At 45.6% G+C, this 16,128-nt stretch carries 14 protein-coding genes, 1 tRNA gene and 1 riboswitch; of the genes, 3 read left to right on the top strand and 12 right to left on the bottom strand.

Features of this window, described 5'->3' with window-relative positions; all coding sequences use genetic code 11:
* Positions 1–295: 295 nt before the first annotated feature.
* Positions 296–1,870 carry an inorganic phosphate transporter gene (locus ACTHUG_RS02560; protein WP_003748724.1) on the bottom strand — a complete coding sequence of 525 codons (1,575 nt, stop codon included), beginning with the start codon at positions 1,868–1,870 and terminating at the stop codon, positions 296–298.
* 153 nt (positions 1,871–2,023) lie between these two features.
* On the opposite strand from ACTHUG_RS02560, the gene ACTHUG_RS02555 reads away from it, so the two are divergent.
* Positions 2,024–3,127, top strand: a complete 1,104-nt coding sequence (locus tag ACTHUG_RS02555) for an anhydro-N-acetylmuramic acid kinase (RefSeq protein WP_440386102.1) — start codon at positions 2,024–2,026, stop codon at positions 3,125–3,127.
* Between the two features lie 64 nt (positions 3,128–3,191).
* On the opposite strand, the gene ACTHUG_RS02550 is transcribed toward ACTHUG_RS02555, so the two are convergent.
* The 9 genes from ACTHUG_RS02550 to rlmD all read right to left on the bottom strand — a co-directional run bounded on the left by ACTHUG_RS02550 (position 3,192) and on the right by rlmD (position 11,673).
* Positions 3,192–4,751, bottom strand: coding sequence for a TerC family protein (locus tag ACTHUG_RS02550; protein ID WP_440386100.1), 1,560 nt, complete (start codon positions 4,749–4,751; stop codon positions 3,192–3,194).
* Positions 4,752–5,204: 453 nt separating this feature from the next.
* Positions 5,205–5,600 carry a hypothetical protein gene (locus ACTHUG_RS02545; protein ID WP_049323926.1) on the bottom strand — a complete coding sequence of 132 codons (396 nt, stop codon included), beginning with the start codon at positions 5,598–5,600 and terminating at the stop codon, positions 5,205–5,207.
* 245 nt (positions 5,601–5,845) lie between these two features.
* Positions 5,846–5,921: transfer RNA gene (locus ACTHUG_RS02540), tRNA-Asn, on the bottom strand.
* 98 nt (positions 5,922–6,019) lie between these two features.
* Complete coding sequence (locus ACTHUG_RS02535; protein WP_003679682.1) at positions 6,020–6,379, bottom strand: roadblock/LC7 domain-containing protein; 360 nt, start codon at positions 6,377–6,379, stop codon at positions 6,020–6,022.
* Positions 6,380–6,418: 39 nt separating this feature from the next.
* Positions 6,419–7,060 (bottom strand): hypothetical protein, encoded by a 642-nt coding sequence (locus ACTHUG_RS02530; RefSeq protein WP_003748732.1) that lies wholly within the window; start codon positions 7,058–7,060, stop codon positions 6,419–6,421.
* Position 7,061: 1 nt separating this feature from the next.
* Complete coding sequence (locus ACTHUG_RS02525; protein ID WP_440386099.1) at positions 7,062–7,598, bottom strand: GTP-binding protein; 537 nt, start codon at positions 7,596–7,598, stop codon at positions 7,062–7,064.
* A 10-nt stretch (positions 7,599–7,608) separates the two neighbouring features.
* Entirely contained in the window at positions 7,609–8,712 is a 1,104-nt protein-coding gene (locus ACTHUG_RS02520) for a response regulator (protein ID WP_440386098.1), read from the bottom strand.
* A 23-nt stretch (positions 8,713–8,735) separates the two neighbouring features.
* The gene (locus tag ACTHUG_RS02515) at positions 8,736–10,223 is read right to left on the bottom strand and encodes a 23S rRNA methyltransferase (RefSeq protein ID WP_070822019.1); all 1,488 of its coding nucleotides are present in this window, start codon (positions 10,221–10,223) and stop codon (positions 8,736–8,738) included.
* Between the two features lie 124 nt (positions 10,224–10,347).
* A complete protein-coding gene (gene rlmD, locus ACTHUG_RS02510) occupies positions 10,348–11,673 on the bottom strand; it encodes a 23S rRNA (uracil(1939)-C(5))-methyltransferase RlmD (RefSeq protein WP_440386097.1) in 1,326 nt (441 codons plus the stop codon).
* A gap of 139 nt (positions 11,674–11,812) precedes the next feature.
* On the opposite strand from rlmD, the gene ACTHUG_RS02505 reads away from it, so the two are divergent.
* A complete protein-coding gene (locus tag ACTHUG_RS02505) occupies positions 11,813–12,874 on the top strand; it encodes a L,D-transpeptidase (RefSeq protein ID WP_188213518.1) in 1,062 nt (353 codons plus the stop codon).
* A gap of 95 nt (positions 12,875–12,969) precedes the next feature.
* On the opposite strand, the gene queC is transcribed toward ACTHUG_RS02505, so the two are convergent.
* On the bottom strand, positions 12,970–13,629 hold the full coding sequence (gene queC / locus ACTHUG_RS02500) for a 7-cyano-7-deazaguanine synthase QueC (RefSeq protein ID WP_049323921.1): 660 nt from the start codon (positions 13,627–13,629) through the stop codon (positions 12,970–12,972).
* A gap of 3 nt (positions 13,630–13,632) precedes the next feature.
* Positions 13,633–13,678, bottom strand: a riboswitch (PreQ1 riboswitch).
* 71 nt (positions 13,679–13,749) lie between these two features.
* Between queC and ACTHUG_RS02495 the strand changes: the two genes are divergently transcribed.
* The gene (locus ACTHUG_RS02495; protein ID WP_440386096.1) at positions 13,750–14,349 is read left to right on the top strand and encodes a CDP-alcohol phosphatidyltransferase family protein; all 600 of its coding nucleotides are present in this window, start codon (positions 13,750–13,752) and stop codon (positions 14,347–14,349) included.
* Between the two features lie 128 nt (positions 14,350–14,477).
* Here the strand turns inward: ACTHUG_RS02495 and ACTHUG_RS02490 are convergent, their stop codons facing one another.
* Positions 14,478–16,124 (bottom strand): Pycsar system effector family protein, encoded by a 1,647-nt coding sequence (locus ACTHUG_RS02490; protein ID WP_440386158.1) that lies wholly within the window; start codon positions 16,122–16,124, stop codon positions 14,478–14,480.
* Between the last annotated feature and the right edge of the window lie 4 nt (positions 16,125–16,128).

The following is a 16,128-nucleotide window of genomic DNA, read 5'->3' as shown; positions in this document are numbered from 1 at the left end:
TCAATGACTTTCTTTAATGTCGTTGAATTGGGTTTTTTATTGCCTTAACCTTATAGTGGACTGATTAAAAATAGCTTTGTTTGCCCTCACCAAACCAAGTTTTGAAACCAAAAATCTTTTCTAAAATATTCCCAATAAGGTATTTCTCTATCACCTTGATTATTCTTGTATCAGTTCAAACATTGAAAAGCATGATTTATGCATCGTTAAAACAAACTAAAATCTATCCTTTACAAAAATAAGCAAAGGCCGTCTGAAATCTATCTTTCAGACGGCCTTTTTCAATCAAGTAGTCTTAAAACACGGCCTGCAAAACCAAATAGCTGACAACAGACAAAACGGCAGCAGCAGGCAAGGTAATGACCCAAGCAAGGCCGATCGGTTTCATCAATTTCCAGTTGGCATTGCGGTTAACCAAGCCGATACCCAAAACGGCACCTACCAAGATATGGGTACTGGAAACAGGCAAGCCCATAAATGATGCGGCCATCACAACGGCGGCGGCAGAAAGCTCTGCAGAAAAACCTGACGCAGGGTGCATTTCCGCCAAGCTGGTCCCTACGGTTTTAATCACTTCTTTACCAACAAACCACAAACCGACGATCAAAGCGATACCGAAAGTCAACATAGCAATCGGCGGCACGGCGTTTTGAGCAGTAATGCTGTTGGTACGCAGCACATCCATAATCGCGGCAAACGGACCAATCGCATTGGCAATATCGTTCGCACCATGGCTGAATGCGAAACCGCAAGCGGTAAATACCTGCATCCATGAGAACATTTGGAAAGTCGATTTATCCAAATCTTTGCGTTTCAAACTTTTGGCAAATACAAACGTACCCATCCAAATAGCCGCACCGATCATGAAAATGGTCAGGAAGCTGTTGACATTGCTCATGCCCAAATGCAGATTTTTCAGACCTTTGAAAATCAACATGGCCGCAATCATCATACCGCCGACAGAAGCAATAAACGGCACCCAGGAATGCAGGGCTTTGTAAGAATCCACTTCACCCTTACGGCTGTCAAAGCGGTACAGGCCGCGATAATACTCAGACTGCAACTCTTCGGGATCAAAGTCCGGCTCATCATAAATTTGGGCATCGTGCGCCATTTTGGTGGCGTATTCGACTTTTTCAGATTCACTTAAGGCCTCAAAAAACTGGCGGTGCTCTTCTTTATAGGCTTTCTTCTCCAGTTTGATGCCTTTCAGCGTATTGCCGGCCCAAGAGTTGTAATCCAAAACATTTTTCTTAATTCGTGAAAACAACAGATAGGAAACGATGCCGCCCAAAACCGGGGACAAAATCCAAGATAAGGCAATCTCGCCCAATTTATCCCACTGAATCAATGCAACGGAATCTACGCCGTTTAACGTCGCCATGCACAATGCACTACCGACAATACCGCCGATAATGGCATGCGTTGTCGAGACAGGAAGGCCTTTGTGCGACGCAAAAAGCAGCCACAATGCCGCAGCCAAAAGCGCAGACATCATAATAAAGACAAACTGCATCGGATCCAAATGCATCGCATTCAAATCGACAATACCCTTGCGGATGGTATCTGTCACCTCGCCGCCGGCAATCACTGCGCCGCTGACTTCAAATACTGCCGCAATCAGCAAAGCTTGCGGAATGGTCAATGTGCCGGAGCCGACACTTGTACCAAAAGAGTTGGCAATATCGTTACCGCCCACATTAAACGCCATGAAGACGCCGAAAAAGGTGGCAAGGATAAACAGGCCGGAGTGGTTGTAATGGGTATAACCCAGGCCCCAATAAATAAAATAGCCGACCATGCTCACAAGCATAGCGGCGAAAGCCGTATTAATCAGCTTCAAGTTCGCACTCGACTGAGTTTGAGCCATGGAAAGTTTCCTTTTGGAAAACATGTTGAGTCGCGCTATTTTAACCTCTTTGTAATCTTTCTTGCACCAACTATTTACATTAAACGCCGAAATTCCCGTAAAAACGTCAAAAGGCGTTAAAATGTCATTTTACCTTCCCTTTCTGTAACCGAAATGCAACCCCAATACTATATCGGCATCATGTCCGGAACCAGCATGGACGGTGCCGATGCCGTACTGATTCAAATGCAGGGCAAACAATGGCAACGCGCCGTCGCCCACAGTTTTCTACCCTATTCAGACGGCCTGCGCCAAGAATTGTTGGCACTGCAAGACATAGGCGAAAATGAATTGCATAGAAGCAATATCCTGGCGCAAACACTCAGCCGCCTATACGCCCAAACCGTACAGCAACTGTTGACAGAGCAAAACCTGTCTGCCAAAGACATTGCCGCAACCGGCTGCCACGGACAAACCATCCGCCACGCGCCTGAACACGGTTACAGCATTCAACTGGTCAACCTCTCGCTTTTAGCCGAGCTGACCGGCATTTTCACGGTCGGAGACTTCCGCAGCCGCGACCTTGCCTGCAACGGCCAAGGTGCGCCCCTCGTCCCAGCCTTTCACGAAGCACTGTTTCGAGATGCGAATGAAACCCGAGCCGTACTCAATATTGGCGGCATTTCCAATATCAGCATCCTCCCGCCCGACAGCCCTTCTTTCGGCTTCGATACCGGCCCCGGCAATATGCTGATGGATGCATGGATGCAACATATTTGGCAGCAGCCTTACGACAAAAACGGGGAAAAAGCCGCACAAGGCGAAATCCTCCCTGACCTGCTCGCTTCCCTGCTCGACCATCCTTATTTCAGCCGCCCTTATCCCAAAAGCACAGGCCGAGAGTTGTTTTCCCTAAGCTGGCTTCAAGGCCGTCTGAAAGGTGATGAAAAGCCGGAAGACGTAATGCGCACATTGGTCTTTTATACTGCACAAACCATTTTTGATGCGACCAAACAAGCTGCCCCGGCGATTCATCATCTTTATATCTGTGGTGGTGGCATCCGCAATCCGGTGTTAATGCAAGACTTAGAAACCCTGTTTTCTCCCGACACCCAATTGCACAGCACAGCCAAGCTCCATCTTGACCCACAATGGGTCGAAGCCGCCGCTTTTGCCTGGCTTGCCGCCTGTTGGTGCAATCAAATTCCAAGTAATCCCCACCATGCAACCGGCGCACATTCACACCGGATTTTAGGCTCTGGACATTACGGTAACTAAAGTCGGATAAATAAAAAGGCCGTCTGAACATTTTCAGACGGCCTTTACCATACTAACTCTTCACTTATTCCTCTTCCGGCAAACGGTTGATTTTCACACGGGCAATCCGTTGTCCGTCTTTTTCAACCACTTCAAAACGCCAACCGTGATAATCGATGAAATCGCCCACATCAGGAATACTTTGCAACTCTTCCATAATCAAGCCGGCAACGGTATGAAAGTCAACGTCTTCCTCTTGGGCAGGCAAATTTAATTGAGAAGCCAATTCCACATACTCCAATGCACCATCCACAGACAGCGTTTCATCCTGACTGGCTGGAGCAGCTTCTTCTTCCTCACGCTCGAATTCCTCGGGGAATTCCCCGGCAATGGTTTCCAACAAATCTTTCATGGTCACCATACCCAACACTGCACCAAACTCATCCACCACCAAGGCATAATCCGCGCTGCTTTGACGGAACAATTCAATCGCATTCAATGCCGTCGTACTGTCCGGCAAAATCAACGGCTGGCGCAAGGCCGTCTGAATATTGATTTCTCCCGATTCAAGCAGCTGGTTCAGCAAATCTTTTTTACTGATATAGCCCAAAGGCTCATCTACACCTGCCTTACCGACAACCAACAAACGGCTATACGGCGTATTTTTCAACTGCGCATTTTGCTCTTCCCGACTTTGGGAAATATCCAATTTCTCAATTTCCCGACGCGGAATCATCACACCCATAATCGGACGCTCCGCCAAAGTCAGCACGCTGCGAATCATGGATTTTTCGTTTTCTTCAAAATGCTCGTCATCGCCGCCGTTATCGCCTGCTTTTGCCAAAATGCTTTCGCGGATACCCATCATGCCCAACACATTTTCAGCGGTGCGCTTACGCCAAGAAGTGCTGATGTAGTCATTTTTGCGGGCATTCTTTTGCGAAACCTGATTAAACAGTTCGATCAAAATCGAGAAGCCGATCGCCGCATACAAATAGCCTTTCGGAATATGGAAATGGAAGGCTTCCGCAATCAGGCTGAAACCAATCATCAACAAGAAACCCAAACACAACATCACTACGGTCGGATGCTTGTCCACAAAGGCGGTCAACAGTTTGCTGGCGGAAATCATCACCGTCATCGCCACAACCACTGCACCCATTGCCACCACAATATGATCCACCATCGCCACTGCCGTAATAACAGAATCGATAGAGAAAACCGCATCCAAAATCAAGATTTGCGCCACAACACCCCAAAAAGAAGAATGCTTCTTCTGCCCTTCAGCAACCGCAAATTGATTGTGGCCTTCAAGGCGTTCGTGCAGCTCGGTAGTCGCTTTATAAAGCAGGAAAATACCGCCGGCAAACATAATCATGTCTTTACCGGAAATCTCCAAGCCGCCCAGCTCAAACAAAGGACGCGTCAGCGTCATGATGTGCGCCATAAAGCCCAGCATGAAAATCCGAATAACGACAGCCAAACCCAAGCCCGTTATCCGCGCCCTATCCCGTTGCGACGGTTTGACCTTGTTTGCCAAAATTGCTACGAAAACAAGGTTATCAATACCTAAAACAACTTCCAAAACCAGAAGCGTGGCAAAGCCTATCCAAGTATGCGGCTCGGCCAACCAACTGAAATCCATAATGATTGCGTTCCTTTAAAATACAAAAAGGCAGCCGTTCCGCTTAAAACGGACAGACTGCCAAATTTCGGGCATAAATAAAGGGAAAGAAGCGGTATAACAACTACTCTGCTCTGCGTCTTTCATGAAAAATTTATGCCCCGGTCAAAAATAATGGCAAACAGTTTATCAGTTTGACGAAAGAAAGGCAAAGTCCGACAGCATATTTTCTTTTAAAAACAGTCTACAGCTGCCAACAAATCACTTTTTCCAGCGTTAACAAAAGGAATCGGTCGATATATTTGGTGATTATGGTTTGTTCGGTTTGCTGAAAGAAGATTCTTATAAGAAATCCCCTAAATGCCTGAGTGAAAATTTATTTTTTTTACCAAGGTCTCAAACCGTCTAAAAAATTGGGATTTTTTCAGACGGCACGGTTTATATAGACAATAATTTTCTTAGAAAATATAACGATTATATTCTTTCAGAAATTACGGATATACTTAATCTCCATACAGTTAAAGTAATTAATCTGCCATCTAAATAAGAATATTCTAATTGAAGAGCATCATCTTCAAAGCAAATATTTCCAGCTGTAAATGTATTGCCATCTAGCCTACCTGTTATCTTATATTGTGCACTATCACCTATTCTTTCAAAAGGAATAATAACAGATTCATCTGTATTAACCTCTTCCAATATAAACTCATCAATAATGAAATAGTCAAGTTCCACATTGTAAACTTTATTCACTTCAATAGCCATTGGACAACAATTAAGGAAACAATATAGATCGTTATTTTCTATAGAAAAATATGCAAATTCCTCAATTATTTCATCCATTTTTTTTAGCTTTGCTGAGTAAATCATTTTTAACCTTTCATAAATTATTTTACTTCATAAATTGTTTTATCTTTTGGATTGCTACGATTTATAGATCTTCAAAAGTCTTTTCCACTTTTCACATGGATGGTTGTGATGTAACCTTGATGATTTGTTCCTATAAAGGCTGATGAATTAAGTGTAATCATTTAATCAATTATCATCAAAATATCTTAAAATATTAACCAATAGATAAAATAAAAACCACCATACAAGATGGTGGTTTTCAAATCTGGCTCCCCGACCTGGGCTCGAACCAGGGACCTGCGGATTAACAGTCCGTCGCTCTACCGACTGAGCTATCGGGGAATTAAAGATGAAATTATATAGAAAATATCAGAAGCCTGTCAAGCAACAATCTATATAAAAACAAAAATATTTTTATATCTTTTTAATTTATAAAACTTTTATAAGATTTCAGCAATTTGTTTGGCCGCACGTTTCGCATCCAACAAAATCAAACCCAATTTACCGCTTTCTTTTGCCATCAATGCCAACACTGCATTTTCACCCGCCTGACTCAGCAAAATATAGCCATTTTTACCTTTAACCATTACCTGATCCAACTCACCGCAAGCCAACTCGTGTACGGAACGATTACCCAACGCCAAAAGCGTTGCCGACATCGCACCTACACGGTCTGCATTCAGGTGGGAAGGCAGCATAGTTGCGATTGGCAGGCCGTCTGTAGAAATAACTGCAGAAGCAGTGATATCCGCAGAGGTATTGTTCAAATCGCTTAATACAGAGATTAATAGTTGTTGCATAGTCGCTCCATTCTAAAATAAATATCGGTCAGGCAAAAATCAACGGCTGCCGTATCGGTGGTACAGCACTTTAACCAAAGTAACAAAAGCCTCTTTATTTAAATCAGGCATGCCGCCAATTACCAAAATCAGTTTGGTCATGCCAATATACAGCGGGAAAAAGGTCAATTCACTTTGACCTGAAGGATCGCAAATACCCCATGCGCTATTATTGATATGCAGGTTATTGCGGATCAAAAGACGGTGATTGTCTTCCATTTTGGCTACTTCGCTCGCCAAAAGACCCAATTCTTCTGCTGCCTCATGATGGAAATTGGCATTGGCAAAATACAAACCGTTTTCATCAGCCAACAAAGCTTTGCCAGAATTCGACAACTGTTCCAACAATGTCGGTAATTGTTCGTCAGTCAGATGGATGTCCTCTGTGCTGATTTCCTCATCTCCGTACAAAAACTCCAAGCGTTGGAGGCGATACAACAGGTTTAAAGCGGTATTGATATCGCTGGTGTCTGCCCACGCCAAAAGTTTTTCACTGCTGATGGTTTCAGACGGCTCTGCGCGCAACAAACCATACAATAAAGTTCTGCTGGCGCTGGGCGTATCGCTTGAAACGGCATAATACGCACCTGCCGGTGTAATCTTAGGATATAAATTTGATTGTAAAGAGAGTGTCGCTTCCATCTTATACCTCTAATCCGGGATCAATTGAGAACAACATGGCAGTAACCAATTGTTTTACATCGTCTTCTCGACGTGCATCAATCTCAAAAACCGGTACATTAAAATTATTCTGTGCTAAATATTTTTGATAAACATCTACGCTTGGCAAGGAGCGGATATCCATCTTCGTTACCCCTACAACCAAAGGCGCTTTTTTCAGCAACTCTCGGAACGCATCCAAGAAGAATTGCAAGTCTTTCAATGGGTTGCTTCTTGTATTATCCAAAAGAAGTACCAAGCCCATGCTGCCTTGGCTCAGAATTTCCCACATGAAATTAAAACGCTCCTGACCAGGCGTACCATAAAGATGAACCTTGGTTTCCTCATCCAAATGAATGACACCGTAGTCCATTGCCACAGTCGTGTACCCCTTGCGGACAAGTGTCATATCGGATGCGAATGCATCGGTTTGAACCGGCGGTTCATCAGATAAAGCTGAAATTGCAGTGGTTTTACCTACGCCAACAGGACCGGTAAAGATAATTTTATTTTCTTTCATGACGTGTCCTTTACGATTTACCCAGCAACTTACGCATCAGGCGTTGCAACAGGCCGCGAGGTTGTTCTTTAGACGGACCGGCAACTTTTTGAGCCTCTTTGCTCATTGCTGTTTCAGGTACGTCTTTGCTATTCACATCAATCTGTTCATTCAAGGAAGGCGTATTATTCGCATCTGTTGCAAACTCTGTATCTGTCGCCAAAAAGCCTGTTATATATGTTGCCGATAAATAATTCAAAATATCAGGCATCTCTAATGGCATGACTTTATAAAGAACATTCAGATTAACGGATGTCTTCGTCAGAAATGCCGACAGACGCATAGATTCCGGAACATGCGCCAAACGGGTTAAGTTTGGCCAACGCTTGAGCGTAAAGACAGTTTGCGGCGTCATCGGATAAATCAGACGGCCTGATGCAGTCCAAATAGCCATCTGCCACAAGCATGACATAATGGTAACCTTGGCTTTCTCTTTCCATTGCGGATTATCAGGCACAGCCTTACACACAACTGCCAAGTTATCGTTTTTACACAATTTCTCCAGCTCATTGGCACTGACTGTCAGCAGTACACGTTGAATGCTGGGAAACACGATCAATATCGGCTTGCCTTCATGCAAGACGGCAATATCTTGGTGTCCTTGACTGGCAAATTTCAGCGCACCCAACAAGCCTTTATTTGGATTAAATCGGCGAATGGTGGCTTTTCTTGCGCCATCGGAATTTGATTGTCCTTTATTCTCTTCAGCCGCTTGTTGTTCAGACGGTTCAAAAACATTCCCGCCCTGAGCCAGGCTGCGCAAAACAGGAAACAAGGTATCGAATTTAACCGGCTTGGCCAAATAAGGAGTCGTTACGGTTGGCAATTCAGAAGAAAACATCGCCACAGGTACTTCCGGATAAGTTTTCTTCGACTCTTTCCAAGCTTCTACACCTGCCGGCGTATCGGTATCAACCAATACCAAATCCGGTTTTTCATCAGAATCAAGAGAAACGATGACGTAATTCGTCGTATTGTGCATTTTAAATGCCATACGGAATACCGCCTGCTGTTGCTCACCCATCTCCTGTAACATAACCCGTATGGTTTTAATTTTTGGTAAATGATTATTCATTACTCGTACTTTCTACGATTATCTTATTTTTTTGAATATTGGTTCATTCGTTGCAAGAGACGGCTCATTGCCAAGACAACCTCTTCAGGCAGGCTGACAACACGCTCGCGCAACAGGCGCAGGAATTGTTCTAAACGTCCCCAGTCTTCGACGCGTTCGTACAAATCAAACAAGATGATGTACAGCTGCGATTCTTGAGGATACTGTAAAACAGCTTGTTCCAGAGTGCTGATAGCCAAATCCAACTGACCGTAAGCCAACAGAGATTCCACTTCTTTCAGAGCTTCATCGGCAGGTGAAGAGCTTGCGCTGATGACAGAAGAATCTTTTTGAACCAAATCGCGATATTTGGCTTTCATCTGCAAAGAACTTGGCTGAATATAACCGCGCTTCAAACCAATCTCTTTAATTTGCTGTTCAGACGGCCCTTTTTCCAAATCATCAAAAATTTCGTGATAACCAAGGCTATAACCCCAACCAAGCATACGTTCTTTTACTTGACGGCCATATTGCCCCAAAGAGTGGTAAAGCTTCCACAGATGCTTGGCAAACTGCCCTACTTCTTCATTCTGATAATCCAGACGCAAGGCATCGATAATGAGACCAGCAGGTTTCGCAGAAGTTTGGATTGCTTTGTTGTATTGATGCAAAGCAGTCTCGTAACTAATCTTGTCTTTCAGGATTTTTGCACTGCGCTCCGGCTTGGCAAAACCAATCACCGCGCCCATCTCTTCAGGGCTGATTTCGCCAAAGTCTTTCTTGCCTAATACGATAGGCGCACGTTTGCCCATACCTGGCACGACGATGCGTTCGGCCGAATCGTTCTCAAAGGCAATATGCTCGTCGGAAGCAACTTCCAAACCGCTTTGTTCGCCAATTTGACGATCCACTTCCTGCATATTCCAACCGAGATGATGTTCGGCAAAAACGCGCAGGCGCAGGTTGGTTGAATCCAAAGCCAAACCGGCTTTCAAGTATTCAGCTACGCTGTCTTCAGAAAGGGAAGCACTATGGCGCTCAAGTGTATCTGCGAGCATATCGATATTGCCGACGCGCAGATTCAAACCGATTAATTCATGAACCAGTTTTTCCGGTGCACCATCTTCCAAAGTATTGAGATACCCGGCCAAAGACTCTGCGGCCTTACTCTCATAACCGAACTGTTTATAAACCTGGTATTCGGTCAATGGATCAACTTCTTGTGCAGAAACAGAAGCTGTAGCATTGCTTGAGCCACTTCCGCCCCATTCCCAATCTTGATTATCCGCATTGGAAACTGTCTGGTTGACTTTCTCAATCCAGTCGTTTCCATCCTCAGAGGAGGCTGTATGAGCGGCAGATTTATGGCCGCCTTTTGATGCATGTGCGCTTTGTTTGCCTGAGTTGCCTCTTTGTTCGCTACTTTGCTTATGACGAACAAAAAACAACACCAGCAAAAAAAGCACCAGCAAAAAAATAGTTAAAAGTTGATAGTTCAAGAACACCTCCCGGTCTTGTGCTGCAAACTGCATTTATTAACATCTGTTGCTTTACGCGCAACTTCAACGTTATGAATTCCCCAAACGAATGATGATAACATGAATGGACTCATTTTTACATTAAAAACCCTACTCACATAAAGGACTTGATACCAATTTACAACTCAAACACACCGATGGATTCAACATGCGAGGTTTGTGCAAACATATTCATGATTCCTACTGCCTTAAACTTATAGCCCTTATCCACCAAGACACCGGCATCCCGTGCAAATGTTGATGGATTGCATGAAACATATACTATCTTCTGAGGCAAAAACGGTTTGTGTAGTGATTTGACAACAGCATAAGCACCGCTTCTCGGCGGATCGAGCAACATCTTGTCAAATTTCCCCCATGACTCGACAGTCTTTTCATCGGTATCGAACAAGTCGGCAACAGAAAACGTCATATTCTCGGCACAACGATTCAGGCGGGCATTTTCCCTTGCCCTATCTACCAAATAATCGGCGCCTTCAATACCGACAACCGATGCGCCACTTTTCGCCAGCGGCAAACTGAAATTGCCCAAACCGCAAAACAAATCGGCAATCCTCTCCCCTTTTTGAGGGTTTAAAAGTCTGACGGCCCTTGCCACCATCACTTCGTTCAATTGCGCATTAATCTGCGTAAAATCACCCGGTTTGTAAGGCATTTCTACATCAAATTGAGCAAAATCATAGTTCAGAGCAGGCACATTCTCGGGATAAAACGGCAAGGATTCGGCATGATCCTGCAGCCATATTTGCCATGCTTTTTCAGCACCCGACAATATCTTATCAAACCAATTACGCAATTCGCTTAATATTTGTCCAAACGGTTGATTTACGAAACGAATGTTGAGTACGGTCACATTTCTCCCGCAATAAAACTCAACAAATTTCACTTTCACACCGTCATCATGCAGCTTTTGCAGCAAATTTCGGACATCAGGCAATTTATCAGAAACATGTTTAGGTAAAATAGAACAATGGCGGATATTGACGACATCATGGCTTTTTTTAGCCTGAAAACCGAGTTTCAGACGGCCTTTTTTATCCACCGCAACACTTAAACGCGCCCTATCGCGATAATACCAGGAGAAACCATATAAAGGAGGCAAAATTATCTCCGGCTTGACCTTACCTATCCGTTCCAACTGCTCTTCCAAAATCCGTTGCTTTAATGCAACTTGCGCGCCAAAGGAAACATGTTGGAGCGAACAGCCGCCACATGTATCAAAATAGCAACAAGCGGGCTCCACGCGTTCGGAAGAAGGTTTTAAAACCGTTTCGACCTGAGCTTCTGCAAACTGCTTTTTTTCTTTATGAATGGCAAACGTTACACGCTCTCCGGGCAGCGCACCGCCGATGAATACAGTCTTCCCATCGACTCTGGCAACACCCCTGCCCTCATAATCCAAAGAAAAAACTTCCGCCTCTTGATACCGTTCTTTCACACTCATACCGTTTCCGTCAGACAGCCGCTTACCGGCCGTCTGACAGCCTTCCAATACCGAAAGCGCATATTTTCTCACAAAAACACAGAGTTTCAGGTATCATGCGCCAAAAACTTTCATTTCAATCCCCACAAAAAAAGACGACATGAAAAAATTATTCCTTGGCCTGACAGCCGCCCTTCTAACCTCGGCCGCTGCTGCAAACACACTTATTCCAGACGTCTCTCCCGCCTCTTCCGGACAACACGTCGTTATCAATATTACGCAACAGCGTCTATTCCTCTACGACAACGGCAAACTGAGCAAAATTTATCCTGTTGCTGTCGGCAAAGCCATGACTCAAACCACTCTGGGCGAACACAAAATCGGCGCCAAAGCCTACAACCCGGTTTGGCACATCCCTAAATCCATCCAAAAAGAACGCAATGACGGCGTAAAAAGCGTACCGGCCGGTCCGAATAATCCGCTGGGTCCCGTATTTGTCCGCCTTGGCGACCCTAAATTGAGCCTGGGCATTCACGGCACCAATGCCCCTGCCAGCGTGCCCGGCGTCCGCAGCCATGGTTGCGTGCGCATGAAATCGCCTGACGCATTGGAATTTGCCAAAACCATCGCAACAGGTGCTCCTGCCTCTGTTATCTACCAAATGGCAAGCCTGAACGAAGATGCCAACCAAAACTTGTGGCTGGCTGCCTATCGCGATCCGTACAACAAGAAAAATCTTGATACGGCTGCCCTGAAAAAAAGCATTGCCGCTTGGGCAAAAGCGCACGGCAAAACCATTCCTGCAGCGCGTGTGGATGCAATCCTGAAAGGACGCACCGGCGCGGCAAACTGTCTGACCTGCGCCAAAGGCGTGAAACTCAAATCGCCTTTAAAATCTTTGGCATGGACCAGCGGCACGGATGCTTACAGCAAACCAAAAGTCATGCCGAAACCGGCTCCTGCTAAAGATGTGGTATTGCCTCAAGGCACCGAAATCGAAGTCGATGCTACCGACGATACAAACAAGGCAGCATCCGAACCGAAACAAAGCGTTCGTCCGACTCCGGTGAAACCGGCAAAACCTGCTGCCAAACCGGCAACCACTCCGGCCGAGACGCCTGCTTCAGCGCCTAAAGCCGCTTCCGAACCGGCTACTGCCCCGGCCTCTGCGCCTGTGAAAGAGGCTCCGGCAAGCAGCGAACCGGAAGATTTGCTGTTCTAAGCAGAACAAAACACATAACCAAAGGCCGTCTGAAACGAATTGTTCAGACGGCCTTTTCGTATTACTGGATATTGGAAATAGATGCCCCTCTTAATTCAGACGGCCTTTTTGCTTTCCAAATATTCTGACAAGCCGCGTTCGCGCAAAATACAGCTCGGACATTCATGACAACCACCGACCACGCCGTTATAACAAGTATGCGTCTGCTCGCGAATATAATCCAACACGCCCATTTCATCCGCCAATGCCCAAGTTTGCGCTTTGGTTAAATACATCAAGGGCGTGTGGATTTGGAAAGCGTAATCCATGGCCAGATTCAACGTAACATTCATCGACTTGACGAACACATCGCGGCAGTCGGGATAACCGGAAAAGTCGGTTTCGCACACGCCGGCAATGATATGGCGTATCCCCTGCCCTTTGGCGTAAATGGCGGCATAAAGCAAAAACAAAGCATTGCGCCCATCTACAAATGTATTGGGCAGGCCGTCTGAAGCCGTTTCAATCGCCGCCGTATCATCCATCAACGCGTTATGCGTAATCTGTTGCATTAGGCTCAAATCGAGCACGGTCTGCTTCACGCCCAAATCTTGGGCAATCCAACGCGCGCGCTCCAATTCGATGGCGTGGCGTTGTCCATATTGAAAAGTGATGGCCTGCACATTTTCAAGGCCATAGGTTTGAATTGCCTGAATCAGGCAGGTCGTTGAATCCTGCCCGCCCGAAAAAATAACGAGGGCTTGCTGTTTTTCCATTGTAAATTCCTAGTTTTGTTAACGCGGGAGGTTTGCGAACCGCGTGATTCGAAGATTGACGGATTATAACGGATTTCGTCTATAATCACGGCACTTCATTTTCTTTTATATAGCATAATTATGAGCATCTACGCCCTGAAACCAAAATTTCAAAACCTGTTGCGCCCCATCGTTAAGAGACTGTATCAAAAAGGCATTACTGCCAATCAGGTCACCCTGTTTGCCTGCGCCGTTTCCATTTTGATCGGTTTGCTTTTAGCATTGTTTGCAGGTGTATCCACATTATTCTGGCTTTTGCCGATCTGGTTGTTTGTCCGCATGGCGCTGAATGCGATGGACGGTATGCTGGCACGAGAATTCGGTCAACAATCGGCATTAGGCGGTTATTTGAATGAAATCACCGATATTGCCGCCGATGCTGCTTTGTATCTGCCTTTTGCCTTTATCGCGCCCTTCGGCGGCGTACAAATTGCCCTGTTTATTTGGCTGGCGGCAATGACTGAATTTTGCGGCGTTTTGGGACAAGTTCATGGCAACGGCCGACGTTATGACGGGCCATTCGGCAAAAGCGACCGTGCATTCTTTATCGGCGCATTGGCCGTATGGTATGCAGTCGCCGGCAGCTTCCATTCTCTTTTCTATATCCTTATGTGGCTCGCCTGCGCGGCATTGTTTTATACCTGCTACAAACGTGTCATCAATGGCTTGAAGGCCGTCTGAAACCTGTCCGCGTTCCTGGGTTAATCACCGTTTCAACCCATCAACCTGTTTTACTGAAAACAAAAAGGCCGTCTGAAACCATAAAGTTTATGGTTTCAGACGGCCTTTTATCCAGTAGCCAAGATAACTTACTGTTTACCCAGCTGACTGTAATCTACCAACATATACTTGGCAGTAATTTTCTGCGAAGCATTGCCTTCGTCGCCCATCAAAATCATCTGCGGCTTGCCGTTAACGGTAATCGAATCGACGGCTTCGACGTTGGTGATGTGTTGCAGATTAGGCAGTGAGATTTTTTGCGGTTCATCGGTCGGGTTGCCGCTCCAAGTCCACAGTTGCGAGAATTTCTGTCCATTCTCATCCTTCACTTCATTGGCAATTACGTAAGTTTTCAACACAGGATCATAGTTGAGGGAACGGATACCGCCGCCATCAATATCAATCACCGCCACTTCATCAAATTCAGGTTTGGCATTGCGCTCAAATACATCTTTCGGATTGCTAATAAATGCAACCAAAGCCATGTTGTTGAACTCAGGGTCACGGAATCCCAAAACAAGACGTTTTTTTACCGGATCAAACGCCATGCCCTCAATATTGATTTCTTCAAAAGAAACTTCAGCCTTGGTTTGCTCGCGAATCAAATCATGCAGCTTGTGGTCGGTTTCCAAAACCTGCGTCAGATTGTCGTAACTGGTCAGCCCCAACACATTGCCATCTTGGATTTTAAAGCGCATCAGATGTTCGCGGTCGGGTGAACGGTTGCCTTTACGGGTGCGCGAATGTGAAGTCAGCGCGTAGATAAAGCCTTCATTGTCGCGCGCCAAAGCCTCCAAGTCGCTCAGGCGGCGTTTGAAACCGGTAATCACGCGTGTATCCAATGCCTCGTCTTCCACAAACCTGCCGGTTTTATCAATGCTGACAATACTGAACGCATGGTTGGGTTCGTCTTCCGCAATCAACAAATTGCCGTCCGGAAGCTGTTGTACGGCGGAAGGCTCATACACACCGTTAAACATATTGATTCCCAGCGAACGCAGCTCTGCCGCATTGTTGGCCGGCGGTATCAGCAATGACGGCAATGTTTTCACGCCGATAAATGCCACCAGTGAAGCCAGCAAGCCCCAGCGGAATACCGCGTAAGACAAATTGATGTATTTGAACTGTTTGTCCGCCAACAAACCAAGCCAATAAAGATGGTCGCTCATCTTTTCATAGATTTGTTTACGGTCGCCCATAATCTCCTGCATCATTTCCCAATATTGATCTTTTTGCAGTTTCACACGGTCTTCATAAATCAAAATATTGGGTTGGCTGCCGCCAAAAAAGCGCGTTTCAGTACTACTGAGGCGGGTTTTCAAATCCCGCAGTTTAGAACGGCCGCGGATAAAATCCTTAAACCATGTCCGCGCCGCCTGCATTTTGCCGATACGTTCCGGCGAAGCAGAAAGTAACGCAAACACGATAGACGCGGCGGCAGTAATCATAAACGTACTGGCCGGAATCAGAAATTCGGGCGACGATGAAAAAATAAACGCGCCCGAAATCATCAGTGCAGACACGATAAAACCATTCAGCGAAATCATAATATTCGCTTTGGTTGCCGCCAGCGCCAACAATTCCATCTCCGAGCGTACAGCGTTGCGGAACATGGTTTCCACGCCCTTATTCGTACCCAACAGATCAGGCGCATTCAAATCCTCGGCTTTATTTTTTTTCTTTTTCGCCTTGTCTTTTTTGCGTTTGGCTTTCTTTTCACTTTTTTCAGACGGCATCTCA

It is taken from the genome of Neisseria sp. P0022.S009, assembly GCF_051956675.1.
Classification (GTDB): domain Bacteria; phylum Pseudomonadota; class Gammaproteobacteria; order Burkholderiales; family Neisseriaceae; genus Neisseria.
This window is presented reverse-complemented; position numbering and strand designations above follow the sequence as displayed.